The 25987-nt window shown below is 66.6% G+C and carries 24 protein-coding genes; 1 reads left to right on the forward strand and 23 read right to left on the reverse strand.

Annotation, left to right across the window (positions count from 1 at the left end; translation table 11 throughout):
• Window positions 1–112 precede the first annotated feature (112 nt).
• The 17 genes from hisH to E5S69_RS22185 all read right to left on the reverse strand — a co-directional run bounded on the left by hisH (window position 113) and on the right by E5S69_RS22185 (window position 14580).
• Window positions 113–766 carry an imidazole glycerol phosphate synthase subunit HisH gene (gene hisH / locus E5S69_RS22105; RefSeq protein WP_171516759.1) on the reverse strand — a complete coding sequence of 218 codons (654 nt, stop codon included), beginning with the start codon at window positions 764–766 and terminating at the stop codon, window positions 113–115.
• A complete protein-coding gene (locus E5S69_RS22110) occupies window positions 763–1383 on the reverse strand; it encodes a MarC family protein (protein WP_171516760.1) in 621 nt (206 codons plus the stop codon). The genes hisH and E5S69_RS22110 overlap by 4 nt, the downstream gene beginning before the upstream one ends.
• Window positions 1384–1475: 92 nt before the next feature.
• Entirely contained in the window at window positions 1476–2063 is a 588-nt protein-coding gene (gene hisB, locus E5S69_RS22115; protein ID WP_010812330.1) for an imidazoleglycerol-phosphate dehydratase HisB, read from the reverse strand.
• A gap of 4 nt (window positions 2064–2067) precedes the next feature.
• Window positions 2068–3168, reverse strand: a complete 1101-nt coding sequence (hisC, locus tag E5S69_RS22120; RefSeq protein ID WP_171516761.1) for a histidinol-phosphate transaminase — start codon at window positions 3166–3168, stop codon at window positions 2068–2070.
• 28 nt (window positions 3169–3196) lie between these two features.
• Window positions 3197–4534 (reverse strand): histidinol dehydrogenase, encoded by a 1338-nt coding sequence (gene hisD / locus E5S69_RS22125; protein ID WP_171516762.1) that lies wholly within the window; start codon window positions 4532–4534, stop codon window positions 3197–3199.
• 30 nt (window positions 4535–4564) lie between these two features.
• Window positions 4565–5239: an ATP phosphoribosyltransferase gene (gene hisG / locus E5S69_RS22130; protein WP_171516763.1), complete on the reverse strand. Its 675-nt coding sequence runs from the start codon at window positions 5237–5239 to the stop codon at window positions 4565–4567.
• Window positions 5240–5248: 9 nt separating this feature from the next.
• Window positions 5249–6499 (reverse strand): UDP-N-acetylglucosamine 1-carboxyvinyltransferase, encoded by a 1251-nt coding sequence (gene murA, locus E5S69_RS22135; protein ID WP_171516764.1) that lies wholly within the window; start codon window positions 6497–6499, stop codon window positions 5249–5251.
• A gap of 80 nt (window positions 6500–6579) precedes the next feature.
• Entirely contained in the window at window positions 6580–6828 is a 249-nt protein-coding gene (locus tag E5S69_RS22140) for a BolA family protein (RefSeq protein ID WP_062801931.1), read from the reverse strand.
• Window positions 6829–6870: 42 nt separating this feature from the next.
• On the reverse strand, window positions 6871–7692 hold the full coding sequence (locus tag E5S69_RS22145; RefSeq protein ID WP_171516765.1) for an ABC transporter permease: 822 nt from the start codon (window positions 7690–7692) through the stop codon (window positions 6871–6873).
• Window positions 7689–8639, reverse strand: a complete 951-nt coding sequence (locus E5S69_RS22150) for an ABC transporter ATP-binding protein (RefSeq protein ID WP_171516766.1) — start codon at window positions 8637–8639, stop codon at window positions 7689–7691. The genes E5S69_RS22145 and E5S69_RS22150 overlap by 4 nt, the downstream gene beginning before the upstream one ends.
• A gap of 261 nt (window positions 8640–8900) precedes the next feature.
• Complete coding sequence (locus E5S69_RS22155; RefSeq protein ID WP_171516767.1) at window positions 8901–9209, reverse strand: STAS domain-containing protein; 309 nt, start codon at window positions 9207–9209, stop codon at window positions 8901–8903.
• A gap of 147 nt (window positions 9210–9356) precedes the next feature.
• The gene (locus E5S69_RS22160) at window positions 9357–9986 is read right to left on the reverse strand and encodes an MlaC/ttg2D family ABC transporter substrate-binding protein (RefSeq protein ID WP_171516768.1); all 630 of its coding nucleotides are present in this window, start codon (window positions 9984–9986) and stop codon (window positions 9357–9359) included.
• 198 nt (window positions 9987–10184) lie between these two features.
• Window positions 10185–11105 (reverse strand): MlaA family lipoprotein, encoded by a 921-nt coding sequence (locus E5S69_RS22165; RefSeq protein WP_171516769.1) that lies wholly within the window; start codon window positions 11103–11105, stop codon window positions 10185–10187.
• Window positions 11102–11614, reverse strand: coding sequence for an outer membrane lipid asymmetry maintenance protein MlaD (mlaD, locus tag E5S69_RS22170; protein WP_171516770.1), 513 nt, complete (start codon window positions 11612–11614; stop codon window positions 11102–11104). Before mlaD ends, E5S69_RS22165 begins: the two co-directional genes overlap by 4 nt.
• Before the next feature lie 96 nt (window positions 11615–11710).
• Complete coding sequence (gene mlaE, locus E5S69_RS22175) at window positions 11711–12490, reverse strand: lipid asymmetry maintenance ABC transporter permease subunit MlaE (RefSeq protein WP_116370459.1); 780 nt, start codon at window positions 12488–12490, stop codon at window positions 11711–11713.
• Window positions 12491–12498: 8 nt separating this feature from the next.
• Entirely contained in the window at window positions 12499–13317 is an 819-nt protein-coding gene (locus E5S69_RS22180) for an ATP-binding cassette domain-containing protein (protein ID WP_171516771.1), read from the reverse strand.
• A gap of 174 nt (window positions 13318–13491) precedes the next feature.
• Window positions 13492–14580 (reverse strand): tripartite tricarboxylate transporter substrate binding protein, encoded by a 1089-nt coding sequence (locus E5S69_RS22185; RefSeq protein WP_171516772.1) that lies wholly within the window; start codon window positions 14578–14580, stop codon window positions 13492–13494.
• A gap of 219 nt (window positions 14581–14799) precedes the next feature.
• Here E5S69_RS22185 and E5S69_RS22190 point away from each other — a divergent pair, with 219 nt between their 5' ends.
• Entirely contained in the window at window positions 14800–15339 is a 540-nt protein-coding gene (locus E5S69_RS22190) for a GNAT family N-acetyltransferase (RefSeq protein WP_171516773.1), read from the forward strand.
• A 71-nt stretch (window positions 15340–15410) separates the two neighbouring features.
• Here the strand turns inward: E5S69_RS22190 and E5S69_RS22195 are convergent, their stop codons facing one another.
• The 6 genes from E5S69_RS22195 to E5S69_RS22220 all read right to left on the reverse strand — a co-directional run bounded on the left by E5S69_RS22195 (window position 15411) and on the right by E5S69_RS22220 (window position 25825).
• Complete coding sequence (locus tag E5S69_RS22195) at window positions 15411–16874, reverse strand: glutamate synthase subunit beta (RefSeq protein ID WP_171516774.1); 1464 nt, start codon at window positions 16872–16874, stop codon at window positions 15411–15413.
• A 116-nt stretch (window positions 16875–16990) separates the two neighbouring features.
• A complete protein-coding gene (locus tag E5S69_RS22200; RefSeq protein WP_171516775.1) occupies window positions 16991–21784 on the reverse strand; it encodes a glutamate synthase-related protein in 4794 nt (1597 codons plus the stop codon).
• Window positions 21785–22076: 292 nt separating this feature from the next.
• On the reverse strand, window positions 22077–22796 hold the full coding sequence (locus tag E5S69_RS22205) for a transposase (protein WP_171516815.1): 720 nt from the start codon (window positions 22794–22796) through the stop codon (window positions 22077–22079).
• A 54-nt stretch (window positions 22797–22850) separates the two neighbouring features.
• Window positions 22851–23993 carry a deoxyguanosinetriphosphate triphosphohydrolase gene (locus E5S69_RS22210; RefSeq protein ID WP_171516776.1) on the reverse strand — a complete coding sequence of 381 codons (1143 nt, stop codon included), beginning with the start codon at window positions 23991–23993 and terminating at the stop codon, window positions 22851–22853.
• 48 nt (window positions 23994–24041) lie between these two features.
• Complete coding sequence (gene aroB, locus E5S69_RS22215) at window positions 24042–25148, reverse strand: 3-dehydroquinate synthase (protein WP_171516777.1); 1107 nt, start codon at window positions 25146–25148, stop codon at window positions 24042–24044.
• Window positions 25145–25825, reverse strand: a complete 681-nt coding sequence (locus E5S69_RS22220; RefSeq protein WP_423766660.1) for a shikimate kinase — start codon at window positions 25823–25825, stop codon at window positions 25145–25147. The genes aroB and E5S69_RS22220 overlap by 4 nt, the downstream gene beginning before the upstream one ends.
• Between the last annotated feature and the right edge of the window lie 162 nt (window positions 25826–25987).

Here is a 25987-nt window from a genome sequence, read left to right on the forward strand (position 1 = left end):
GCATGCCGGTCAGGTCGGGTCGATAGTCGATTGGAAACGGGTCAGGTGCCGGGTCGGTCAGCGGTCGGACATCGGTAAAAAAAGCGAATCGCGAATCGGCAAGCCTGTTGCTTCAGGGGTTCCAGTGGACGAAGTTCCGGTACAGCTGCAGGCCCAGGGCCGCGCTTTTCTCGGGGTGGAACTGCGTCGCGAAAATATTATCGCGCGCTACCGCGCTGGTAAACACGACTCCGTATTCCGTTTCGCCGGCGACATGGGCCGGATCCTGCGCCTGCACATAGTAGCTGTGGACGAAATAGAACCAGCTGTCGTCCGGGATGCCGCTCCACAGCGGGTGCGGCCTGGCCTGGCGCACCCGGTTCCAGCCCATCTGCGGCACCTTGTAGCGCGAGCCATCGGGCTGCGTCATGCCGTCCAGCGCAAAGCGCACTACCTGGCCGGGCATCAGCGCCAGCGCCGGGGTGCGGTCCGCGCCGGCGCGGCTTTCGGTGCTGAATTCGAACAGCATCTGCTCGCCCACGCACACGCCCAGCATCGGCTTGCTGGCGGCGGCCTCGACTACCGCCTGCTGCAGGCCGGACGCTCCCAGCGCCGACATGCAGTCGGGCATGGCGCCCTGGCCGGGCAGCACCACGCGGTCCGCCGAGCGGATGCCTTCGGGCGCATCCACCACCCGGACATCGGCTTCCGGCGCCGCGGCACGCAGCGCCTGCGCCACCGAGCGCAGGTTGCCCATGCCGTAATCCACAATTGCTATGGTAGTCATGATTTCAAAACAGGCAACAATGTCTTCAGCCCGTCAACGATGAATTCCACGGCCAGCGCCGACAGGATCAAACCCATCAACCGCGTGCCGATATTGATGCCGGTGCGCCCGATCACCCGGGCGATCGGGTCCGCCGCGCGGAATACCAGGTACACCATCGCGCCCAGCAACGCACCAATGCCGACCAGGATCAGCAGCTGGTACCAGTGCTGGGTCTTGCCGGCATAAACGATCACCGTGCTGATCGAGCCGGGGCCGGTCAGCAGCGGCAGCGCCAGCGGCACCACCGCGATGCTCGAGCGTGCCTCGGCCTCGTCCTCTTCCTCTGGCGTGGCCTTGGTGCGGCTGGTCTGCGCATTCAGCATGTTCATGGCCATCATGATCATGATGAGCCCGCCGCCCACCTGCAGCGATGCCACCGAGATATTGAAGAACTCGATGATCTGCTGCCCCAGCAACGCCGACACCGCCACCACGATTGCCACCGAGACTGACGCGATCTTGATGGTATGCCGCTTTTCCGCCTCGGTCTGCTGCGTGGTCAGGCTGATGAAGAACGGGATCGCCCCCGGGTTGATCAGCGCCAGCAGCGAAATAAACGACTTGAGCGTATCCATTGGTTGCGGTTCGCCAGCGTCGCTGGCCGGGTTCGTGCCGGGAAGGTCAGCGGGCGCCGCAACCAGCCGGCACGCCTACGGTTTCAGGAAGCTCAGAGGGTACCCTTGGTCGACGGGATCGTGTTGGCCGCGCGCGGGTCCAGTTCCACCGCCATGCGCAAGGCCCGGCCAAAGGCCTTGAATACCGTTTCGCACTGGTGATGGGCATTGATGCCGCGCAGGTTGTCGATATGCAGGGTCACGCCCGCATGATTGACGAAGCCGCGGAAGAACTCGATGGTCAGGTCCACGTCGAAACTGCCAACGCGCGCGCGCGTGAACGGCACGTGGAACTCCAGGCCGGGGCGGCCGGAGAAATCGATCACCACGCGCGACAGGCATTCGTCCAGCGGCACGTAGCTGTGGCCGTAGCGGGTGATGCCCTTCTTGTCGCCGATGGCCCTGGCGACCGCCTGGCCGAGCGTGATGCCGACGTCTTCCACCGTATGGTGGTCGTCGATATGCGTGTCGCCGGTGGCTTCGACTTCCAGGTCGAACATGCCATGCCGGGCGATCTGGTCCAGCATGTGGTCAAGGAACGGTACGCCGGACGCCAGCTTCTGGCGGCCGCTGCCGTCGAGATTCAGGGAAACGCGGATTTGCGTTTCCGAAGTATTGCGGGTGACCTCTGCAACACGCATGGTGTTAATCCTGCAGCGACGCTGCGAATGCCTCAAGGAACTGCGCGTTTTCTTCGGGCGTGCTGACCGTGACGCGCAGACAATTGGCCAGCAACGGGTGCATTTTACTCACGTTCTTGATCAATACCTTGCGGGCCAGCAGCCGGTCGAAGGCCTGTGCGGCATCCGGCACGCGCGCCAGCACGAAGTTGGCGGCGCTGGGGAACACCGTGACGCCGGGCTGCGCGGCCATGCCGTCGGCCACGCGGGCGCGCTCGGCGCGCAGTTGCGCGGCCTGTTCGTCCAGTACGGACACGTGTTCGAGCGCGAACAGCGCGGCCGCCTCGGTCAGCACGTTGACGTTGTAGGGCGGGCGCACCTTGTCCAGCTGCGCCAGCCATTCGGGCGCGCCGGCCAGGTAGCCCAGGCGGATGCCGGCCAGGCCCAGCTTCGATACGGTGCGCATCACCAGCAGGTTGCCGAACTCCACCAGGCGCGGCATCCAGCTGTGCTGGGCGAACGGCTGGTAGGCCTCGTCGACCACCACCAGGCTGTTGCAGGCCTCGCCCTGGGCGGCGCGGACGATGGCCTCCATGTCGTCGGCATCGAACAGGTTGCCGGTGGGGTTGTTCGGGTAGGCCAGGTAGATGATGGCAGGCTGGTGCTCGGCCATCGCCGCCAGCATGGCGGCGCGGTCAAGCGTGAAGTCCGCACGCAGCGGCACGCCGACGAATTGCAGGCCGGCGAACTGTGCCGACATCGCATACATGACAAAGCCCGGCACCGGTGCCATCACCTTCGCGCCCGGCTTGGCCGCGGCCAGCGCCAGCATGCTGATGATCTCGTCCGAGCCGTTGCCGAGCAGCACGTCCATGCCGGCCGGCACCTGCATCACCGTCTTCAGCTTCGCGCGCAGCGCTTCGCTGCTGGGCACCGGATAGCGGTTCAGTGCGACCTCACCGAGCCGCGCGGCCAGTTGCTCGCGCAGTTCGGCCGGCAGGCGGTAGGGATTCTCCATCGCGTCGAGCTTGACCAGACCGTGCGAATCCGGCACGTGGTAAGCGCCCATGGCGCGCACGTCGTCACGGATGATGCGTTCGATCAGGGAGGGCTCTACGGCTGACATGGAAGCTCCAGGGTGGGTGGGGTCAGGGTTAGCTACGCTTGAAACGGTATTCCGCGCTGCGGGCGTGGGCCTGCAGCCCTTCGCCATAGGCCAGCTCGGCGGCGATCTGCCCGAGCATCTGCGCCCCGCCCTCGCTCACTTCGATCAGGCTCGAGCGCTTCTGGAAGTCATAGACGCCCAGCGGCGACGAGAAGCGCGCGGTGCGCGAGGTCGGCAGCACGTGGTTCGGGCCGGCGCAGTAGTCGCCCAGCGACTCGCTGGTATAGCGGCCCAGGAAGATGGCGCCGGCGTGGCGAATCTTCTCGCTCCACTGGCGCGGGTTCTCGGCGGAGATCTCGAGGTGCTCGGGCGCGATCGCGTTGGCGATCTCGCAGGCCTCTTCCATGTCGCGCACCTTGATCAGCGCGCCACGGCCGGAGATCGACGCAGCGATCACGTCGCGGCGCGGCATGGTGCCAAGCTGGCGCTGGATGCTGGCTTCGACGCGGGCGATATAGTCCGCATCGGGGCACAGCAGGATCGACTGCGCCAGTTCGTCATGCTCGGCCTGCGAGAACAGGTCCATCGCCACCCAGTCGGGGTCGGTGGTGCCATCGCAGATCACCAGGATCTCGGACGGGCCGGCGATCATGTCGATGCCGACGGTGCCGAACACGCGCCGCTTGGCCGCGGCGACGTAGGCATTGCCAGGGCCGACAATCTTGTCGACCTGCGGCAGCGTCGCGGTGCCATAGGCCAGCGCACCAACCGCCTGGGCGCCGCCGATGGTAAACACGCGATCGACGCCGGCGATCTGCGCCGCAGCCAGCACCAGTTCATTGCGCACGCCGCCCGGCGTGGGCACGACCATGATGATTTCCTTCACGCCGGCCACGCGCGCCGGAATCGCATTCATCAGCACCGACGACGGGTAGGCGGCCTTGCCGCCCGGCACGTAGATGCCGACGCGGTCCAGCGGCGTCACCTTCTGGCCCAGCATGGTGCCGTCGGCCTCGGTGTATTCCCAGCTGTGGCTGCCGCATTCGATCTTCTGCTTCTCGTGGTAGGCACGCACGCGCGCGGCGGCGGCCTCAAGCGCGGCGCGGCGCTTGGGCTCGAGGTCTTCGAGCGCGGCTTCCAGCTGCTGCTGCGCGACCTCGAGTGCGCCCATCGACGCCGCTTCCACGCGGTCGAAGCGCCGGGTGTATTCCAGCACCGCGGCATCGCCGCGCGACTTCACGTCGGCCAGGATCTGCGCGGCGGCGCGATCGATGGCCTCGTCCTCGCCAGCCTCGAAGGCCAGCACCTGGCGCAGCGCCTCGGCAAAGCCCGGCGCGCTGGAATCGAGCCGGCGGACCGGCAGGTTTTCCATTTCGGTTGGGTTCATGACTTCTTTCCTTCTCGGGCGGCCACGGCCTCAGGCCAGTGCCGCCGAAGCGCGTTCAAAGGCGTCGAGGATCGGTGCCAGCCGCTCGCGCTTGAGTTTGAGCGCGGCCTGGTTCACCACCAGCCGCGACGAGATCTGCACGATTTCTTCCACTTCGACCAGGTTGTTGGCGCGCAGCGTGCTGCCGGTGCTGACCAGGTCGACGATGGCGTCGGACAGGCCCACCAGCGGGCCCAGCTCCATCGAACCGTACAGCTTGATCAGGTCGACGTGAACGCCCTTTTTCGCAAAATGCTCGCGCGCGGTCTGCACGTACTTGGTGGCCACGGCCAGGCGCGCGCCCTGGCGCACCGCGTTGACGTAGTCAAACCCGGCCGGCACCGCCACCGACATGCGGCAGCGCGCGATGTTCAGGTCGATCGGCGCATACAGCCCGGCCATGCCGTTTTCCATCAGCACGTCCTTGCCGGCCACGCCGAAGTCGGCCGCGCCGTACTGCACATAGGTCGGCACGTCCGAGGCGCGCACGATCACCACGCGCACCGCCGGATCGGAAGTGGGCAGGATCAGCTTGCGCGAGGTCTCGGGATCCTCGGTGACGCGGATGCCGGCGGCTTCCAGCAGCGGCAGCGTCTCGGTGAAGATGCGGCCCTTGGACAGCGCCAGCGTCAGCTGGTCGGGCGATGCGTTGAAAGTGGGGCTCATCGGACTTCCTCAGGCAATGCGGCGGATCTTCGCGCCCACTGCCGACAGCTTGTCTTCCATGCGGTCGTAGCCGCGGTCCAGGTGGTAGATGCGGTCGATCACGGTCTCGCCATCGGCCACCAGGCCGGCGATCACCAGGCTGGCCGAGGCGCGCAGGTCGGTCGCCATCACGTTGGCGCCCGACAGGCGCGGCACACCGTTGACCACCGCGGTGTTGCCTTCGACGGTGATGTCGGCACCCAGGCGGTTCAGTTCCTGGACGTGCATGAAGCGGTTTTCGAAGATGGTCTCGGTTACGCGCGCGGTGCCTTCGGCGACGGCGTTCAGGGCCATGAACTGGGCCTGCATGTCGGTCGGGAAGGCCGGGTATTCCGAGGTGCGGAAGCTTACCGCGCGGGCGCGGTGCGGCATCGCCAGGCGGATCCAGTCGGCCCCGGTTTCGATGCTGGCGCCGGCTTCGCGCAGCTTGTCCAGCACGGTGTCGAGGATCTCGGGCTGCACGCCGCGCAGTACCAGGTCGCCGAGCGTCGCGGCCGCCGCGCACAGGAAGGTGCCGGCCTCGATGCGGTCGGCGATGACACTGTGGCTGGCGCCGTGCAGGCGCTCGACGCCGTGCACCACCAAGCGGTCGGTGCCGATGCCGTCGATCTTCGCGCCCATCTTGACCAGCAGCTGGGCCAGGTCGGTCACCTCGGGTTCGCGCGCGGCATTTTCCAGCACGGTCTCGCCTTCGGCCAGCGTGGCGGCCATCAGCAGGTTCTCGGTGCCGGTCACGGTGATCATGTCGGTGACCACGCGCGCGCCCTTCAGGCGTTTGGCGCGGGCGTGGATAAAGCCATGTTCGATGGTGATTTCGGCGCCCATCGCCTGCAGGCCCTTGATGTGCTGGTCGACCGGGCGCGCGCCGATGCCGCAGCCGCCGGGCAGCGACACGCGGGCCTCGCCGAAGCGCGCCACCAGCGGACCGAGCACCAGGATCGACGCGCGCATGGTCTTGACCAGCTCGTACGGGGCCTCGAGCAGATTGACGTCGGCGCCGTTCAGCGTCACCTGCGTGCCATCCAGCTCGGCCTGCATGCCCATCTGGCGCAGCAGCTTGAGCGTGGTGCGCACGTCCTGCAGGTTCGGCACGTTATCCAGCGCGACGGTATCGGCCGTCAGCAGGCCCGCGCACAGGATCGGCAAGGCAGCATTCTTGGCGCCCGATACGCGGATTTCACCCTTGAGCGGGCCGTTGCCGTGGATCTGGAATTTGTCCATGTTCTGTCGTCTGTGCCGGGCACACGCCCGGCGTCATTGTTCTGGAGCCGCGCAAGGCGCGGCGCATTATTCCGGGCAGCTTACTTGCCTTCGCCAGCCTGCCACTCGGCAGGGGTCAGCGTCTTCATCGACAGCGCATGAATCTCGGCACGCATGCGGTCGCCCAGCGCCGCGTAGACACGCTGGTGGCGCTGGATCAGGCGCTTGCCTTCAAATTCGTTGCTGACGATGGTGGCAAAGAAGTGCTGGCCATCGCCCTCGACTTGCAGATGTTCGCAGGGCAGTCCTTGGGCAATGTAGTCCCTGACTTGTTCCGGTGTAGGCAGCATGGGTTCTCTTCAGGCTTTCACTTCATGTTGGGGCGCTGCGGCTCAGTGGCGCAGCTTGTATCCGGACTTCAGCAGGCGCAGCGCCAGCGCGGCCAGCACCACGAACGCCGATCCGACCACCGCCAGGCTGAACAGCGGCGACACGTCGGAGACGCCAAAGAAGCCATAGCGGAAGCCGTCGATCATGTAGAAGAACGGATTGGCATGGGACACCGCCTGCCAGAAGGCCGGCAGCGAATGGATCGAATAGAACACGCCGGACAGGAAGGTCGCCGGCATGATCAGGAAGTTCTGGAACGCGGCCAGCTGGTCGAACTTCTCGGCCCAGATGCCGGCGATCAGGCCCAGCGTGCCGAGGATGCCCGCGCCCAGCAGCGCAAACACCACGATCCAGCCGACGTTGGCAAAGTGCAAGTTGGCGAACCACGCCGTCACCAGCAGCACGCCCAGGCCGACGGTCAGCCCGCGGATCACCGAGGCCACCACGTAGGCGCCGAACATCTCCCAGTGCGACAGCGGTGGCAGCAGCACGAATACCAGGTTGCCGGTGATCTTGGACTGGATCAGCGACGACGAGCTGTTGGCGAACGCATTCTGCAGCACGCTCATCATCACCAGGCCGGGCACCAGGAAGGCGGTGTAGCTGATCTGGTCATAGACCTTGACCCGGTCTTCCAGCACATGGCCGAAGATCAGCAGGTACAGCACCGCGGTCAGCACCGGCGCGGCGACGGTCTGGAAGCTCACCTTCCAGAAGCGCAGCACTTCCTTGTAAAGCAGCGTGCGGAAGCCGACCAGGCTGCCGACGGCCATCGGGCCGAGGCGGGCGTCTTCCAGGATTTCGATCTCGCCAGGCTGCTTCATGCCGCAGCCTCCATCGCCGGATCGGGCAGCGCGCCGGGCATATGGCCTTCGCGGCGCATGATCTGCACGAATACGTCTTCGAGGTCGGCCTTGTTGATTTCCATGTCTTCGATGTCACAGCCCGCTTCGCGGCAGGCGGCCAGGATCGGCTCCACCGCCTGGTAGCCCGACAGCCGCAGCCGCACCGCGCGTTCGCCGGGATTGGCCGGCATGCGCAGCGGCTCCAGCGCGGGCGGCAAGGCGCCGCGCGCAAAAGTCAGCACCAGCTGCAGCCCGGCAAACTGGGTCAGCAGGTTGCTGGTGCGGTCCAGCGCCACCACTTCGCCGAACTTGAGCATGGCGATGCGGTCGCACAGGGCCTCGGCCTCTTCCAGGTAATGCGTGGTCAGGATGATGGTGTGCCCTTCGCGGTTCAGGCGCGAGATGAACTTCCACAGCGTTTGCCGCAATTCCACGTCCACGCCGGCGGTGGGCTCGTCGAGCACGATCACCGGCGGGCGGTGCACCAGGGCCTGCGCCACCAGCACGCGCCGCTTCATGCCGCCCGAAAGCTGGCGCATATTGGCGTCGGCTTTCCCGGTCAGGTCCAGGTTGGCCATGATTTCGTCGATCCAGTCGTCGTTGCGGGTCAGGCCGAAATAGCCGGACTGCAGCCGCAGCGTCTCGCGCACCGTGAAGAACGGATCGAACACCAGCTCCTGCGGCACCACGCCCAGCATACGCCGCGCCATCCGGTAATCGGAGACGACATCGTGCCCCAGCACACTGACGCGGCCGGAATCGGCCCGGTTCAGGCCGGCGAGAATCGAGATCAGCGTGGTCTTGCCGGCGCCGTTGGGCCCGAGCAGGCCGAAGAATTCGCCGCGTTCGACGGTGAAGCTGACGCCCTTGAGCGCCTGCAGGTTGCGGTAGCGCTTGCGAACGTCGTGGATTTCAATGGCTTTCATGGCCGATTGTTTGTGGCGGGTCCGGCTCTTTCGGGGCTGGCCGCCAGGAAATGGGGAGCAACTGCGTGCCCGGATGTCCTGGTCCGGCATGGATTGGGCCGGCAACAGGCAGGGGGATGGGCGAACAACCCGGAATTATAGGGGATGCGGGGTTGGTCCCGCTTGATCCCCGCCGGATCCGTCCCGGGGGCTCGACGGCCGCACGAGACGGTCGCCGCGGCATCGCGTGGGGTCGCCAGGCTGGCGACCGGCGATGCCGGATCAATGTCGGTGATGGTGTCGCAGTGGGGTGGCGGCTGGCGCGGCTGCGCTCGCCAGGCCGAGCAGGCCGTCTACGCCGTACAGGCTGGCCAGTTGCGCCAGGGGCGCCGGCACGCCGCGCAGCACCAGCGCCTGGCCGCGCGCCACGGCGGCCCGATGCCACGCCAGCAGCACGGCGACGGCAGATGAGTCCGCCTGCGCCAGGCCGGTGCAGTCCACTTCGACGTCGCCCTGGGCCACGCGCGCCAGCCCGTCGCGCAGCACGGCGGCGGCATTCTGGTTGGTCAGCGAGTTACCCGGCGAAAGCATGGCGTCAGTGGCCTGGATGCGGAAATGAAAACAAGAGACTAAAAACGAAGGCGCCCCGCCCGGGGGCGGGAGCCTGTGTCGCGAACGGCCATTGTAGTGCACATCGACGCGCCGTGCTGCATGGCAGCGACGCGCCGCCGGCGCAGGTCAGCTCTTGGCGTTGGCGAGCTGGCGGTTGCGATCCTGCAGCGTCTTGATCACGCCTTCGACACCCTGCTGGCCGACGATGGTGTTGAAGCTGCCCTTGTAGGCCTCGGTCAGCCACGCGCCCAGCACGTTGATGTCATAGACCTTCCAGCCCTGCGCGGTCTTTTCCAGGCGGTAGTCCATCTGGATCGGCTCGCCCTTGTTGATGACCTGCGTGCGGATGGTGGCATCGGTATCGTCGGCGGTGCCGCGGTACGGACGGTATTGCACGGTCTGGTCGCGGATCTGCGCGATGGCGCCGGCGTAGGTGCGGATCAGCAGGGTCTTGAATTCCTCGGTGATCTGCTTCTGCTGCTCGGGCGTCGCCTTGGACCAGTTGCGACCCATGGCGATCTGCGTGGTTTTCTGGAAGTTGGCGTTCGGAATAATCTTCTGTTCGACCAGCGCAGTGATCTTGCCGATATTGCCGGCCTGCATGTCCTTGTCGGCCTTAACGGCCGACATCACGTCGTTGACCACGGCCTTGACCAGCCCGTCCGGGGAGGCCACGTCCTGAGCCGATACCTGGGCCTGCGCGGTCCCCGCGAAGGCAACCGCCGTCAGGAGGGGGAGCAACAGTCGCTTGAGCATGTGAGATCTCCTTCTTATCAAAGAGGTCCGGACCCGCACACCGGCCCCTCGATACATGTCGGAAGGGCACGGGTCCGTACAGATTGGAACATAGCGGCGTCGCGCGCGCTGCCATGAAAAGCGCGGCTTGCGCCACCTACAAACAATTTGTTTCAGCGGTCACAGCGCATTCACAGCGCCAGTGACGTGTTCATCGCCTCAGCGGAAGCGTACCCCCGGCAAGCCACCCGGCAACACGGGCGGCATCGGCATGCTCTGGCCCTCCGGCTGGGTCTCGCCCGCGGCGCCAGGCTTGGGCGGCTCGGCGGCAGGGGCCGAAGCACCATCCGCCGCCGGAGCCGGAGCCGTTGCGGGTGCCGGCGCGGCACTGGCGTCGGTCGCGGCCGGCGCAGAGGCTTCGGTCTCGTCTTCGTCTTCGGCACCCGGCGGATTGCCGTCGTAGATCAGGTACTGGCGCCGCTGCAGGTAGGAGTCACGCAGGAACGAGTACTTGTCCAGCGCGGCCTGCTCCAGCAGGTTGCTGGCGCCCAGCAGTTGGGCCCGGCCGGCGACGATGCGCACGCCAACCAGCGAATTGCGCAGCGAAACCGGATAGAAGTACGCCGACGGATCCGCCTGCCGGTCTACCAGCATGCCGGCGGTGTCGCGGAACGTGCTCGGCCCGAACAGCGGCAGCACCAGGTACGGGCCGGCCGGCACGCCCCACACGCCCAGCGTCTGGCCGAAGTCTTCCTTGTACTTGGGCAGGCCCGCCGGGGTGGCGATGTCAATCAGGCCGCCGATGCCCAGCACGGTGTTCATGGCCACGCGCATGGTGTCTTCCGCCGCGCGTGTCGGCTTGCCCTGCAGCAGGTTGTTCACCGCCGAATAGACATCGCTGACATTGGAGAAGAAGTTCTCCACCGCGCGCTGCACCGGCGTGGGCATGTAGTCGGCGTAGACCTGGGCTACCGGGCGCAGGATGCCCTTGTCGAAGTCCTCATTGATCTTCGAGACCTCGCGGTTGAACGGCTCCAGCGGGTCCTTCGGGTTGGCGGTGGGGCCGGTGGCGCAACCGGCAAGCGCCGCCGCGGCGGCCGCCGTGGCCAGGATGCTCCGGAGGTGGCGGGCGGCGTTCACTTGAGATCTCCAGCCGGGGCCGGCGCACTGGCGCCGGCGGACGAGCCGCCGCCGGCATCGGCGGCCTTGTTGTACAGGAACTGCCCGATCAGGTTTTCAAGCACCACGGCGGACTGCGTCATGGTGATGCGCGCGCCGTCGGCCAGCATGGCGGTGTCGCCGCCGGCTTCCAGGCCGATGTACTGCTCGCCCAGCAGGCCCGAGGTCAGGATCTTGGCGGAGGTGTCCTTGGGAAACTGGTAGCGCTTTTCCAGGCTCATCTCGACGGTGGCCTGATAGGTCTTGTCGTCGAAGCGGATCGCCGCCACCCGGCCGACCACTACGCCCGCGCTCTTGACCGGCGCGCGCGGCTTGAGCCCGCCGATATTGTCGAAGCGGGCCTGCACGCTATAGGTGTCCTGGAAGCTGAAGGCGCTCATGTTTCCCGCCTTGAGGGCCAGGAAGAGCAAGGCGACGAACCCTGCCGCCACAAACAGCCCCACCCAGAAATCGAGTGTGTTCTTTTTCATTGGAATCTCTTTCTTCAACCCCGTAGTGTCTGTCGCTGCCTTGTTGTCGCTGCCTTGTTGTCGTGCTTCCCGCATTGTGGCCCGCTGGCGCTCCGCTCAGTTGCTGAACATCAGCGCCGTCAGCAGGAAATCCAGCCCCAGCACCGCCAGCGACGCGATCACCACGGTGCGGGTGGTCGCGCGCGAGACGCCTTCCGGCGTGGGCTTGGCCTCGAATCCCTGGTACAGCGCAATGAACGTCACCGCGATGCCAAAGATGAAGCTCTTGATCACGCCGTTGAGCACGTCGGCGCGCACGTCGACGCCGCCCTGCATCTGCGACCAGAACGCGCCGGCGTCGACGCCGATCAGCTGCACGCCGACCACGTAGCCGCCCAGGATGCCCACCGCGCTGAAGATCGCAGCCAGCACCGGCATGGCGATCACGCCCGCCCAGAAGCGCGGCGCGACCACGCGCTGCAGCGGATTGACCGCCATCATTTCCATGGCCGTGAGCTGCTCGCCCGCCTTCATCAGGCCGATTTCGGCGGTCAGCGAAGTGCCGGCACGGCCCGCGAACAGCAGCGCGGTCACCACCGGGCCCAGTTCACGCACCAGCGACAGCGCCACCAGCAGCCCCAGCGCCTGCTCGGAGCCGTAGCGGTTGAGCGTGTAGTAGCCCTGCAGCCCGAGCACGAAGCCGACAAACAAGCCGGACACCGCGATGATCACCAGCGACAGGTTGCCGACAAAGAAGACCTGGTCGGTCACCAGACGGAAGCGGCGCAGCAGCGCCGGCGACAGGGCCAGCACCGCCAGGAACATGCGCGTGGCGTGGCCCAACCCGGAAATGCTGCGACGCACGGCAGCGCCGATGGCGCTGAAGAACCCTGCCACCAAGCCGGTCATCGCGCGCCCCCGACGAAATCCTCGGCCAGCGAGGGTCCGGCGTAGTGGAACGGCACCGGGCCGTCGGCCTCGGCATGGACAAATTGATGCACGAACGGATCGGTGGAGGCGCGCAGGGCCTCGGGGGTGCCTTCGGCGGCGATGCGCCCGTCGGCAATGAAGTAGACGTAGTCGGCGATCTGGAAGGTCTCGTGCACGTCGTGCGAGACGATGATGGTGGTGGCGCCGAGGGCGTCGTTGAGGCTGCGGATGAGCCGCGCGGTCAGGCCCAGCGAGATCGGATCCAGGCCGGCAAAGGGCTCGTCATACATCAGCAGCGCCGGATCCAGCGCGATCGCGCGGGCCAGCGCCACGCGCCGCGCCATGCCGCCGGAGATCTGCGACGGCATCAGGTCGCGCGCGCCGCGCAGCCCGACCGCGTTTAGCTTCATCAGCACCAGGTCGCGGATCATCGACTCGGGCAGGTCGGTGTGCTCGCGCAGCGGGAATGCGACATTGTCGAACACCGACAGGTCGGTAAACAGCGCGCCGAACTGGAACAGCATGCCCATCTGGCGGCGCACGGCGTAAAGGCCGGCGGTGTCCAACTGGTGAATATCCGTGCCGGCAAAGCGCACCGCGCCCGACTGCGGCCGCACCTGGCCACCGATCAGGCGCAGCACCGTGGTCTTGCCGCAGCCCGAACCGCCCATCACCGCGATCACCTTGCCGCGCGGGAATTGCATGGTCAGGCCGGACAGGATCGGCTTGCCGTGGTCCGCATAGGCGAAATCCACCGCAGTCAGTTCGACAAGGTTTTGAGCAGAATCGGTCACGTTGGCACCGGTCGGGACAGGGGCGCATTATAAGGTGTACTACCTAGCCCTGCTGGTACCCGTGTGTCCCGCGCCACATGACGCGTGCCTGTGGTGCCTCAGAATCTTCCTGGCCACCCGTCAAGCCGGCCAACTCGCTCTGGAAAGCGGCCAATCCCCGTGCTGCGGTGCGGCTCAGGGCTCCTGCGCGATAGGCACGTCTTTCAGGATGACCTGCCATTGGATCGATTCCGAGCGAATCGCGGTGGCAAATGCCTCCGGCGAGTCGCGCAGCGGCGTCAGGCCGGCGGCCTGCAGGCGCGAACGCACCTCGCGCTCGGACATCACGCCTTCAAGCTCCCCAGCCAGCCGCGCCACGATCGCGCGCGGCGTCTTGGCCGGCGCCATCACGCCAAACCAGGCCGCTGCGGCGTAGCCATCCTGCCCCGATTCCTGCAGCGTCGGCACCAGCGGCGCCAGTGGCGAGCGCGCCACACCGGTCACGCCGACCAGCCGCAGCCCGCCGCTCTTGACCTGGCTCTGGACCGCCGCGAACGAACAAAAACAGGCGCTGATACGGCCAGCCAGCATTTCCTGCACCACCGCGGCCTCGCCCTTGCTGGTGACCAGCGGCACACCGCCGCGCAAGCCGCGCACCGCGTATTCGGCGTACAGGTGCGAAGGGCTGCCGGGCTGGCCATAGCCATAGCTGTAGGAACCGGGACTCGACTTGACCGCGGTCATCCATTGTTCCGGGGTGCGCATCGGCAGGCGCGCGTCGATCACCAGGAACAGCGGCGTGGTGGCCACGCGCGCCACCGGCGTGAAGTCGCGCACGACGTCGTACGGCACTGGCTCGAGCCCCGGCTGGATCAGCATATTGGCCTGGTGGAACAGCAGCGTATGGCCATCGGAGCTGGCCTTGGCGACGACATCGCCGGCGATGGTGCCGGCGCTGCCGGGACGGTTGTCGACCTCGACCGGCACACCGAGCCTGGCCGACAGGCGCTCGGCCAGCATCCGCGCTACGGCGTCGGCGACGCCGCCGGCCGGGAACGGCACGATCAGGCGCATCGGGCGGTCAGGGAACGTCATGCTGCGCGCCAGCGGCTGCGTGCCCGCATGTGCGGGCCGGGCTGGCACGGCGAAAGCCAGGGTGGCACATCCCAGGGCGTACAGGCACAGCACGGGCGGGAGCCAGCGCCGGGCGGCGGCCGCGGGCAGGCGCGGCGCGAACTTCGCTTTACCTCGCCAAAGCCGCGACAAATTGCGCACTTCGGACATCGTTTTCCTCCGGCCCGTCTCCTGAGGAGGCGGCAAACTGGTTCTGGGGAAAAAGGATTAGCGAGGCAGTTTCCGTTATTTGTTTTTGAAAATTGTAAGGACAATGCCGGGGCCGCCACAGGCACGTAAACCATAGCCGGGAGAACCCTGAAAGCCTTGCCACGCCTTGCAAAATGCGCTCTGGCGGGGGGCGGCGCAGGGCACGGCTATAATCCGCCGATGACGAAATTCACCGTGCGGCCCATGGTCTGGTCCGACCTGCCGGCCGTGCTCGCGGTGCAGGCCAGCTGCTATGCCGAGGGTCTGCTGGAAGGCCAGGCGGCGCTGGCCAGCCGGCTGGCGCTGTCGCCGGCCACCTGCTGGGTCGCGCACGGCCCCGCGCAGCGCGGCACCCTCGCCGCCTACCTGTTCACGCACGCCTGGCCCGAAGACAGCCTGCCGCCGCTGGACGGCGTGCTCGACGATGGCTGGCGCCGGAATGCCGCCCCTGACACCCTGACCTGGTTCGTGCACGACATGGCCGTGGCGCCCGCCGGCCGCGGCGCCGGACTGGCGCCGCGCCTGTACGCGGCGGCGCAGGCAGCGGCGCACGCCGCTGGGCTGCGGCGCTCGCGGCTGATCGCGGTGCAGTCGGCGGCGCCGTGGTGGCGCAGGCTTGGATACGCGCCGGTGCCGGCGCAGATGGCTGTCTGGCATGCCGGCAAGCTGGCGGCATACGGCCCCAGTGCGGTGCTGATGGAGCGGATGCTGGCCGGCTGAGCGACGCACCCCCTCAACAAAAAAAAGCCCGCCGGCTTGCGCCAGGCGGGTTTTTTTTCGGCTGGGCTGGATCAGCGCGGCAGGTCGGTGTGCCCCATCAGGAAGGCGTCGACCGAGCGCGCGGCCTGGCGGCCTTCGCGGATCGCCCACACCACCAGCGACTGGCCGCGGCGCACGTCGCCGGCGGCGAACACCTTGGGTACGTTGGTGTGGTAGGCACGCTCACCCTCGGTCGAGGCCTTGGCGTTCTTGCGCGCGTCGGTGTCAACGCCGAACGCTTCCAGCATCGAGCCCACCGGGTTGGTGAAGCCCATCGCCAGCAGCACCAGGTCGGCCGGCAGGATGAACTCGCTGCCTTCCACTTCCTGCATGCGGCCATCCTTCCATTCGACGCGGCAGGCCTTCAGCGCGGTGACCTTGCCGTTTTCGCCGATGAATTCCTTGGTGGCGACCGACCAGTCACGCTCGCAGCCTTCGTCGTGCGACGACGAGGTGCGCAGCTTGATCGGCCAGTACGGCCACACCAGCGGCTTGTTCTCTTCTTCCGGCGGCTGCGGCAGCAGTTCGAACTGGGTCACCGAGGTGGCGCCGTGGCGGTTGGAGGTGCCGACGCAGTCGGAGCCGGTATCGCCGCCGCCGATCACGATCACGTTCTTGCCTTCGGCGCGGATCTCGTTGACGCCGTCGCCCGCGACTTCCTTGTTCTGCGGGATCAGGAACTCCAGCGCGAAATGGATGCCCGCCAGGTCACGGCCCGGCACCGGCAGGTCGCGCGGCACTTCCGAGCCGCCCGCCAGCACCACCGCATCGAACTGTTCCATCAGCGCCTGGGCCGAGATGGTTTCCCGCGCATAGTTCTTGATGCCGGCCGGCAGTTCGCCGTCGGTCACCATCACGCCCGCACGGAAGGTCACGCCTTCGGCCTGCATCTGTTCCATGCGGCGGTCGATCAGCGTCTTCTCCATCTTGAAGTCGGGAATGCCGTAGCGCAGCAGGCCGCCGATGCGGTCGTTCTTCTCGAACACGGTCACGTCATGGCCGGCGCGTGCCAGCTGCTGGGCGGCGGCCATGCCGGCGGGGCCAGAGCCGACCACCGCCACGGTCTTGCCGGTCTTGTGGCGCGGCAGCTGCGGCTTGACCCAGCCTTCGTCCCAGGCCTTGTCGATGATGGCGTGCTCGATCGACTTGATGCCCACCGGCAGCTCGTTGATGCCCAGCGTGCAGGCGGCCTCGCACGGTGCCGGGCAGATGCGGCCGGTGAACTCGGGGAAATTGTTGGTCTGGTGCAGCACCTCGATCGCCGACTTCCAGTCCTGGCGATACACCAGGTCGTTGAAGTCGGGGATGATGTTGTTGACCGGGCAGCCGTTGTTGCAGAACGGGATGCCGCAGTCCATGCAGCGCGCACCCTGGAGCTTCGCTTCGCTGTCGGACAGCGCGAACACGAATTCCTTGTAGTGCTTCACGCGCTTGACTACCGGTTCGTAGCCTTCGTTCTGGCGCGGAAATTCGAGAAAGCCAGTCGCCTTACCCATGTTGCGTCCTTGGTCATGCTGCGCGGGACCGGCGGCGTCGCCGGCCCTGCGGTGGGGTCAGTATCTTGTCAGGGCCACGGCGGCTGCCGCGGCCCATCGCTGCTTGGTTGCTGCGCTCAGGCCGCGATGGCCTCGCGGTCGCTGTCGCGGGCGGCCTGTTCCTTGGCATACATCTCGCCCAGCGCGCGCTTGTACTCGGTCGGGAAGACCTTGACGAACTTGCGGCGTGCCGTGGTCCAGTCAGCCAGCAGCGCCTTGGCGCGCTCGGAACCGGTGTAGCGGAAGTGCTGCTCGATCAGGTTGCGCAGGACGACTTCGTCCAGCACGCGCTTGCCGTCGACCTTGTGCCACGAAGCCTGGGGCTGGCCCTTCTCCTGGTCGGCCGAGGCCAGCACCGCTTCCAGCGCCACCATCGAGGTGTTGCAGCGCTTGTCGAACAGGCCATCCTCGTCGTAGACGTAGGCCACGCCACCCGACATGCCGGCGGCGAAGTTGCGCCCGGTGCCGCCCAGCACCACCACCGTGCCGCCGGTCATGTACTCGCAGCCATGGTCGCCGGTGCCTTCCACCACCGCCACGGCGCCGGAGTTGCGCACCGCGAAGCGCTCGCCGGCCACGCCGTTGAAGAACGCTTCCCCGGCGATGGCGCCGTACAGCACGGTATTGCCGACGATGATGTTGCGGGTCGGATCGCCGCGGAACTCATGCGGGGCACGCACGATCACGCGGCCGCCCGACAGGCCCTTGCCGACGTAGTCGTTGCCGTCGCCGACCAGGTCCAGCGTGATGCCGTGCGCCAGGAACGCGCCGAACGACTGGCCGGCGGTGCCTTGCAGCTGGATGTGGATGGTGTCGTCGGGCAGGCCTTCGTGGCCGTACTGCTTGGCGACCACGCCGGACAGCATTGCGCCGACGGTACGGTTGACGTTCTTGACCGGCTGGATGAACGAGACGCGCTCGCCCTTCTCGATCGCCGGACGGGCCTTGGCGATCAGCACGTGGTCCAGCGCCTTGCCGGCTTCGGCCGACAGGCCGTGATCCTGCACGTCGGTGTGGTACAGCGGCACGTCCGCGCCCAGCGACACCTGGTGGAAGATGCGGCTGAAGTCGAGGCCGCGTGCCTTCCAGTGTTCGATGCCGGCCTTGGTGTCGAGCAGGTCGGCGCGGCCGATCAGCTCGTCGAAGGTGCGGATGCCCAACTGGGCCATGATCTCGCGCGCTTCTTCGGCGACGAAGAAGAAGAAGTTGACCACGTGCTCCGGCTTGCCCTGGAATTTCTTGCGCAGCTGCGGATCCTGCGTGGCCACGCCCACCGGGCAGGTGTTCAGGTGGCACTTGCGCATCATGATGCAGCCCTCGGCCACCAGCGGCGCCGTGGCGAAGCCGAACTCGTCGGCGCCCAGCAGCGCGCCGATGACGACGTCGCGGCCGGTCTTCATCTGGCCGTCGGCCTGCACGCGGATGCGGTTGCGCAGGCCGTTGAGCAGCAGCGTCTGCTGCGTTTCGGCCAGGCCGAGCTCCCATGGCGTGCCGGCGTGCTTGATCGACGACCACGGCGAAGCGCCGGTGCCGCCGTCATGGCCGGCGATCACGACGTGGTCGGCCTTGGCCTTGGACACGCCCGCGGCCACCGTGCCGACGCCCACTTCGGACACCAGCTTGACCGAGATATCCGACGACGGGTTGACGTTCTTCAGGTCGTGGATCAGCTGGGCCAGATCCTCGATCGAGTAGATGTCGTGGTGCGGGGGCGGCGAGATCAGGCCCACGCCCGGCACCGAGTAACGCAGCTTGCCGATGTAGTCCGAGACCTTGTGGCCCGGCAGCTGGCCGCCTTCGCCTGGCTTGGCGCCCTGCGCCATCTTGATCTGGATCTGGTCGGCCGAAGCCAGGTACTCGGCGGTCACGCCGAAACGGCCCGATGCCACCTGCTTGATCTTCGAGCGCAGCGAATCGCCGTCCTGCAGCGGCAGGTCGGCCTCGATCACGTCACCCAGCACGCTCTTCAGGCTGTCGCCCTGCTTGATGGGAATGCCGCGCAGTTCGTTGCGGTAGCGCTTCTCGTCCTCGCCGCCTTCGCCGGTGTTGGACTTGCCGCCGATGCGGTTCATCGCCACGGCCAGCGTGGCATGGGCTTCGGTCGAGATCGAGCCGAGCGACATCGCGCCGGTGGCGAAGCGCTTGACGATTTCCTTGGCCGGCTCGACTTCTTCCAGCGGAATCGCCTTGGCCGGGTCGACCTTGAACTCGAACAGGCCACGCAGCGTCATGTGGCGCTTGCTCTGGTCGTTGATGATGTTGGCGTATTCCTTGTACGTCTGATACGAGCCCTTGGCGTCCTCGGCGCGCACCGAATGCTGCAGCTTGGCGATCGAATCCGGGGTCCACATGTGCTCTTCGCCGCGGATACGGAAGGCGTACTCGCCGCCGGCGTCCAACATGTTTTCCAGCACCGGATTGTTGCCAAAGGCGTCCTTGTGCAGGCGCAGCGCTTCCTCGGCGACCTCGAAGATGCTGATGCCCTCGACGTTCGACGGCGTGCCGTGGAAGTACTTCTGCACCAGCTCGCGCGACAGGCCGATGGCTTCGAAGATCTGCGCGCCGGTGTACGACATGTAGGTGGAGATGCCCATCTTGGACATCACCTTGAACAGGCCCTTGCCGATCGCCTTGACGAAGTTCTTGACCGCCTTTTCCGGCGAAAGGTCGCCCGACAGGCCGCTGGCCATGTCGGCCAGGGTTTCCATCGCCAGGTACGGGTGCACGGCTTCGGCGCCATAGCCCGCCAGCAGCGCGAAGTGGTGCACTTCGCGCGCGGTGCCGGTCTCGACCACCAGGCCGGTCGACGTGCGCAGGCCCTTCTCCACCAGGTGGTGGTGGATCGCGGACGTGGCCAGCAGCGCCGGGATCGCGACATGGTCGGCATCGACCGGGCGATCGGTCACGATCAGGATGTTGTAGCCGGAACGCACCGCATCCACAGCCTCGGCGCACAGCGAGGCCAGGCGCGCTTCGATGCCTTCCTTGCCCCACGCGGTCGGGTAGCAGATGTTCAGTTCATACGCACGGAACTTGCCGCCGGTGTAGTGCTCGATGTTGCGGATCTTGGCGATGTCCTTGAAGTCCAGCACCGGCTGGGACACTTCGAGGCGCATCGGCGGGTTGATGTTGTTCAGCTCGAGCAGGTTCGGCTTGGGGCCGATGAACGACACCAGCGACATCACCATGTTCTCGCGGATCGGGTCGATCGGCGGGTTGGTGACCTGGGCGAACAGCTGCTTGAAGTAGTGGTACAGCGTCTTGTTCTTGGACGACAGGATCGCCAGCGGCGAGTCGTTGCCCATCGAGCCGGTGGCTTCCTCGCCGGCCAGCGCCATCGGCGCCATCAGGAACTTGACGTCTTCCTGGGTGTAGCCGAACGCCTGCTGGCGATCCAGCAGCTTGGCCACGGGCTTCTTCTCGGCGGCGACGTCTTCCGGCTTGGCATCGATCTCGTCGAGCTTGATGCGCACGGCGTCGATCCAGCTCTTGTACGGCTTGGCGTTGGCCAGGTTGTCCTTGAGTTCCTTGTCGTCGATGATGCGGCCCTGCTCCATGTCGATCAGGAACATCTTGCCCGGCTGCAGGCGCCACTTCTGCACGACGCGCGACTCGGGGAACGGCAGCACGCCGGCTTCCGAGGCCAGCACCACGACGTCGTCCTCGGTCACGTAGAAACGTGCCGGGCGCAGGCCGTTGCGGTCCAGCGTCGCGCCGATCTGGCGGCCATCGGTGAAGCAGATCGCGGCCGGGCCGTCCCACGGCTCCATCATGGCGGCGTGGTATTCGTAGAAGGCACGGCGGTTGTCGTCCATCAGCGTGTGCTGTTCCCACGCTTCCGGGATCATCATCATCATCGCGTGGACGAGCGGGTAGCCGGCCATCGTCAGCAGTTCGAGGCAGTTGTCGAACGATGCCGTATCGGACTGGCCCGGGTAGATCAGCGGCCACAGCTTGGGCAGGTCGTCGCCCAGCACCGGCGACGAGATTGCGCCGGTACGCGCGTTGATCCAGTTGACGTTGCCCTTGACCGTGTTGATTTCGCCGTTGTGGGCGACCATGCGGTACGGGTGGGCCAGTTCCCAGGCCGGGAAGGTGTTGGTCGAGAAGCGCTGGTGCACCAGGGCCAGCGCCGACACGGCGCGCTGGTCCTGCAGGTCGAGGTAATACTCGCCGACCTGGTTGGCCAGCAGCAGGCCCTTGTACACCACGGTACGGGCCGACATCGACGGCACGAAGTATTCCTTGCCGTGCTTGAGCTTGAGCGCCTGGATGGCGTGGCTGGCGGTCTTGCGGATCACGTAGAGCTTACGTTCCAGCGCGTCCGTGGTCATGATGTCGCGGCCGCGCCCGATGAAGATCTGGCGGATCACCGGCTCGGTCTTGCGCACCGTGGGGGACATCGGCATGGCCGCGTCGACCGGCACGTCGCGCCAGCCCAGCACGACCTGGCCTTCCAGGCGGACCGTGCGCTCCAGTTCCTGCTCGCAGGCCAGGCGCGAGGCGTGTTCCTTGGGCAGGAAGATCATGCCGACGCCGTATTCGCCGGCCGGCGGCAGGCTCACGCCCTGCGCGGCCATCTCTTCACGGTAGAACTGGTCGGGGATCTGGATCAGGATGCCGGCGCCATCGCCCATCAGCGGGTCGGCACCGACCGCGCCGCGGTGGTCCAGGTTCTCCAGGATCTTCAGGCCCTGGGAAATGATCTCGTGCGACTTCTTGCCCTTGATGTGCGCGACCATGCCGACGCCGCACGCGTCATGCTCGTTGGTCGGGTCGTACATGCCTTGTGCCTGCGGACGCAGGTCGAGGGCGGAGGAAGACTCGCTGATTTGCTCGCTGGTCTGCGCTTGGGCCGAAAGGTTCTTCATTTGGTCCACGGGCTGAATTCCGGTGAAGGCTGCGCGAAGTGCTGGGCGTACCGGAACGGGGACCGCGCGCTTTCTGGAATCCACCCAAACCGGTGGACCGGCGGGAAGGGAAATGGGGACGAAGCTGTCTGCGGGCCGCAGCGGCGTACACGAGCGTGACGCGCCGCACAATGACTGTGGGTGGAGCAACTATATGGGAATCGGGGGCGCCCGGCAAAAAAATTAAATGGGGTCGGAATACATTTAAATACGCACCGTTTCGGTGAATAGATTAAATGGGGACATATCAATATTATGTCTTTTTAGCCGCTTTTTCTTCTAAATTTTGCACTTTTTTGGGGCGCCCCTTGGGCAATGGCTGAATCCGTCTTGAGGCTTGTCTTTCCAACTGCGCCAGGAAGGCGTCGTCGCCCAGCGGCCAGCCACTGTGCGCATGGGCGCGCAACGTCTCCAGGGTCTTTCCGGACAGGCCTTCGGCGCTGACCATGCGGTAGTTGGACTGCCGCTCGAACGGCGTATTGCCCAGTTCCCAGTAAGCGGCGTGGTCACTGACAAAGGGGTTGGCCTCGATGCCGGCGTGATGGCGGTAGCTGCTCCAGCGGTCAGCCTCGGGGGTGCCAACCTCCCCCGCGCGCACCGCGTTGCCCTCGACATAAAGCATGGCCGGCAGCATCCAGTGGGCCGGATCGAACACGGCGGAGCGGAAGCGTCCATCCCACAACGTGCCCGTGCGCCCCGCCACGCGGTTGAAGTAGCGCGCGTAGCGGCGCCCGACGGCCTGGATGGTCAGGCTAAGCGCGTCCTCACTTTTGGGCGTTGCCACCAGATGCACGTGGTTGGGCCGCAGGGCATAGGCATGGACGGCCAGGTCGTGCTCGCGCGCGGCCATGCGCAGGCAATCGAGGTAATGGAGGTAGTCGTCAGTGCCCAGAAAGACGGGCTGGCGATTGTTGCCACGCTGCAACACCAGCGCGGGCAGTCCGGTGGGGGAAAAACGGGGAAGGCGAGCCATGACAGGTCGTGCGGGCTGGGATGCCCGCATCATAGCCTGATCCGTCCCTATTTTTCACGGGGCAGTTCCCTCGCTGACCGCAAAGATGCGACGGTGCTCGCGGATGGCGTAGCGGTCGGTCATGCCGGCAATGTAATGCGCGATCAGCCGCGACTGGTCGCCGCCATGGCCGGCCTGGTACTGGGGCGGCAACAGGCGCGGATCGGACATGAAGGCCTGGAACAGGTCGCCGACGATGCGCTGGGCCTTGGCCGACATGCGCATCACCAGGTAATGCCGGTACAGGTGCCGGAACAGGAAGCGCTTGAGCGCGGCGGCTTCCTCGTGGACCCGCGGGCTGAAGCCGACCAGCGGGCCGGCGGCACGCACTGCGTCGATGTTGCGCGGGTTGGCGTCGGCGATATTGCGGCTGGTGGTTTCGATCAGGTCGACGATCAGCGTGTTGATCATGCGCCGTACCGTCTCGTTGATGGCGCGCCGGCCATTGATGCCAGGGAAGGCCTCGGCCACCTCGGCCCGGTGGCGCGCCCACATCGGCACCTCGTCGAGCTGCTCTAGCGTGAGCAGGCCAGAACGCAGCCCGTCGTCGATATCGTGATTGTTGTAGGCGATCTCGTCGGCGAGGTTGGCGAGCTGGGCCTCCAGCGACGGTTGCGTGCCTTCCAGGAAGCGCCGCCCCAGTTCGCCCAGCGCCGAGGCATTGACGCGCGAGCAATGCTTGAGGATGCCCTCGCGCGTCTCGAAAGTCAGGTTCAGGCCGTTGAAGCCGCCGTAGCGCTCTTCCAGCTCGTCCACCACCAGCAGGCTCTGCAGGTTGTGCTCGAAGCCGCCGTGGTTCTTCATGCACTGGTTCAGCGCGTCCTGACCGGCGTGGCCGAACGGGGTGTGGCCCAGGTCGTGAGCGAGCGAGATCGCCTCGACCAGATCCTCGTTCAGGCGCAGGTTGCGCGCGATCGAGCGCGCGATCTGCGCCACCTCCAGGCTGTGCGTGAGCCGCGTGCGGAACAGGTCGCCCTCATGGTTGACGAAGACCTGGGTCTTGTACTCGAGCCGCCGGAACGCCGTGCTGTGGATCACGCGGTCGCGGTCGCGCTGGAATTCGCTGCGCGACAGTGATGCGGGTTCGGCGTGCACCCGCCCGCGCGTCTGCGCGGAGCGGGCGGCGTAAGGGGCGAGATGGCTTTCAAAGTCGGTCATGCGGCGCGTCCGGTGGCTGGGTCGGGGTGGCGAGGCATAACCGATCGGTCAGGCGACCGGCGCCTCGGTGGGAGGTTTGAGGACGGCGTGCGCCAGCGTGGCGCGCAGATCCGCGTCCGGCACCGTGGTGATGAACGCCTCGCCGAGCTTCTTCAGCAGGATGAACTTGATGTTGCCGGCCTCGGCCTTCTTGTCGACCTTCATCAGTTCGATATAGCGGTCGGCGCCCAGTTCCGGCGCCACCACCGGCAGCATCGCCGCCTGGGTCAGCGTGCGCACGCGCGCCAGCGTCTCGATATCGATAAAGCCGAGCCGGTGCGACAGGTCGGCGGCCATCACCATGCCGCAGCCCACCGCCTCGCCGTGCAGCCACGCGCCGTAGCCCATGCCGGCCTCGATCGCATGGCCAAAGGTATGGCCGAAGTTGAGGATGGCGCGCAGCCCGCCCTCGCGCTCGTCCTGCGCCACCACGCCGGCCTTGATCTCGCACGAGCGCTGCACGGCAACGGCCATCAGCTCGGGGTCGCAGGCGTTCAGCGCCTGGATGTTGCGCTCGATCCAGCCAAAATAATCGGCGTCGGCAATGGCGCCGTGCTTGATGACCTCGGCCATGCCGGCGGCCAGTTCGCGCGGCGGCAGCGTGCTCAGCGTGTCGATGTCGGCGATCACCGCGTTGGGCTGGTGGAACGCGCCGATCATGTTCTTGCCGAGCGGATGGTTGATGCCGGTCTTGCCGCCCACCGACGAATCCACCTGCGCCAGCAGCGTGGTCGGCATCTGGATGAACGGCACGCCGCGCATGTAGCAGGCGGCGGCAAACCCGGTCATGTCGCCGACCACGCCGCCGCCCAGTGCCACCAGCGTGGTCTTGCGGTCGGCACCGGCCTGCAGCAGGGCGTCGAAAATCCGGTTCAGCGTTTCCCAGTGCTTGAAGGACTCGCCGTCGGGCAGCGTGACGGTGCGCACGGTCTTGCCCAGCGCCGCCAGCGCGGCCTCAACCCGCGCCGCATAGAGCGGGCCGACGGTTTCGTTGGTAACGATGACGGCGTGCTGGCCGCGCACATGCGGGCGCAGCAGGTCGGCATTGTCAAGCAGGCCGGTACCGATATGGATGGGGTAGCTGCGCTCGCCCAGGTCGACTTCAAGGGTAATCATGGATTGGGGTCCTGCGCCGGTGGCTCGGCATCGTCCGCGGGCGCGGACGCCGGCTGCGGGGGATCGATCCGGAAACCGGCCATTTCAAGTTGCATCAACACCATATTAGCAAGCTGCGCCACCGAGGGCTTGCCGGTTTCGATGATGAAGTCGGCGACTTCGCGGTACAGCGGGTCGCGCTCGGCGTACAGCGCCTCGAGCTTGCCCTTGGGGTCGTCGGTCTGCAGCAGCGGCCGGTTGCGGTCGTGCCGGGTGCGCAGCCACAGGTCATGCGGGCTGGCGCGCAGGTACACGACGGTGCCGCGGGCCTTCAGCACCTCGCGGTTCTCGGCACGCAGCACCGCGCCGCCGCCGGTGGCCAGCACGATCCCCTGGCGCTGCGCCAGTTCGCCGATCATCGCGGCCTCGCGGTCGCGGAAGCCGGCCTCGCCCTCGAGTTCGAAGATCACCGGGATGCGCACGCCGCAGTGCGCCTCCAGCTCATGATCGGAATCGAAAAACGGATAGTGCAGGCGCCGCGCCACCGTGCGGCCCACGGTGGTCTTGCCGGCGCCCATCAGGCCGACGAAAAAGAGGTTGGGTCGATCGGATTCCGGGCGGTCGGCGCCGGATCGTTCGGCTTCGCGCCGATCCGGCGCCTGGCGCTGCGCCGCCGGCCCTGTCGCTGAGGCTGTCACGGGACTGTGGTTCGGGAGCGCGGCATGCGGGCCGTCCTCCCTGGTTGGGAACTGCATCATCTTCTTATGTTGTGGCGCGGCCGGCAAGTGCCGAATGCGGCATGGGCCGCATTTCTCGCCGTTCCGCGAGGAATGCAGCGCGCGGCGCAAAAAAAAGGCCGC

It is taken from the genome of Cupriavidus necator (assembly GCF_013141915.1).
In the GTDB taxonomy this organism is placed as follows: domain Bacteria; phylum Pseudomonadota; class Gammaproteobacteria; order Burkholderiales; family Burkholderiaceae; genus Cupriavidus; species Cupriavidus necator_B.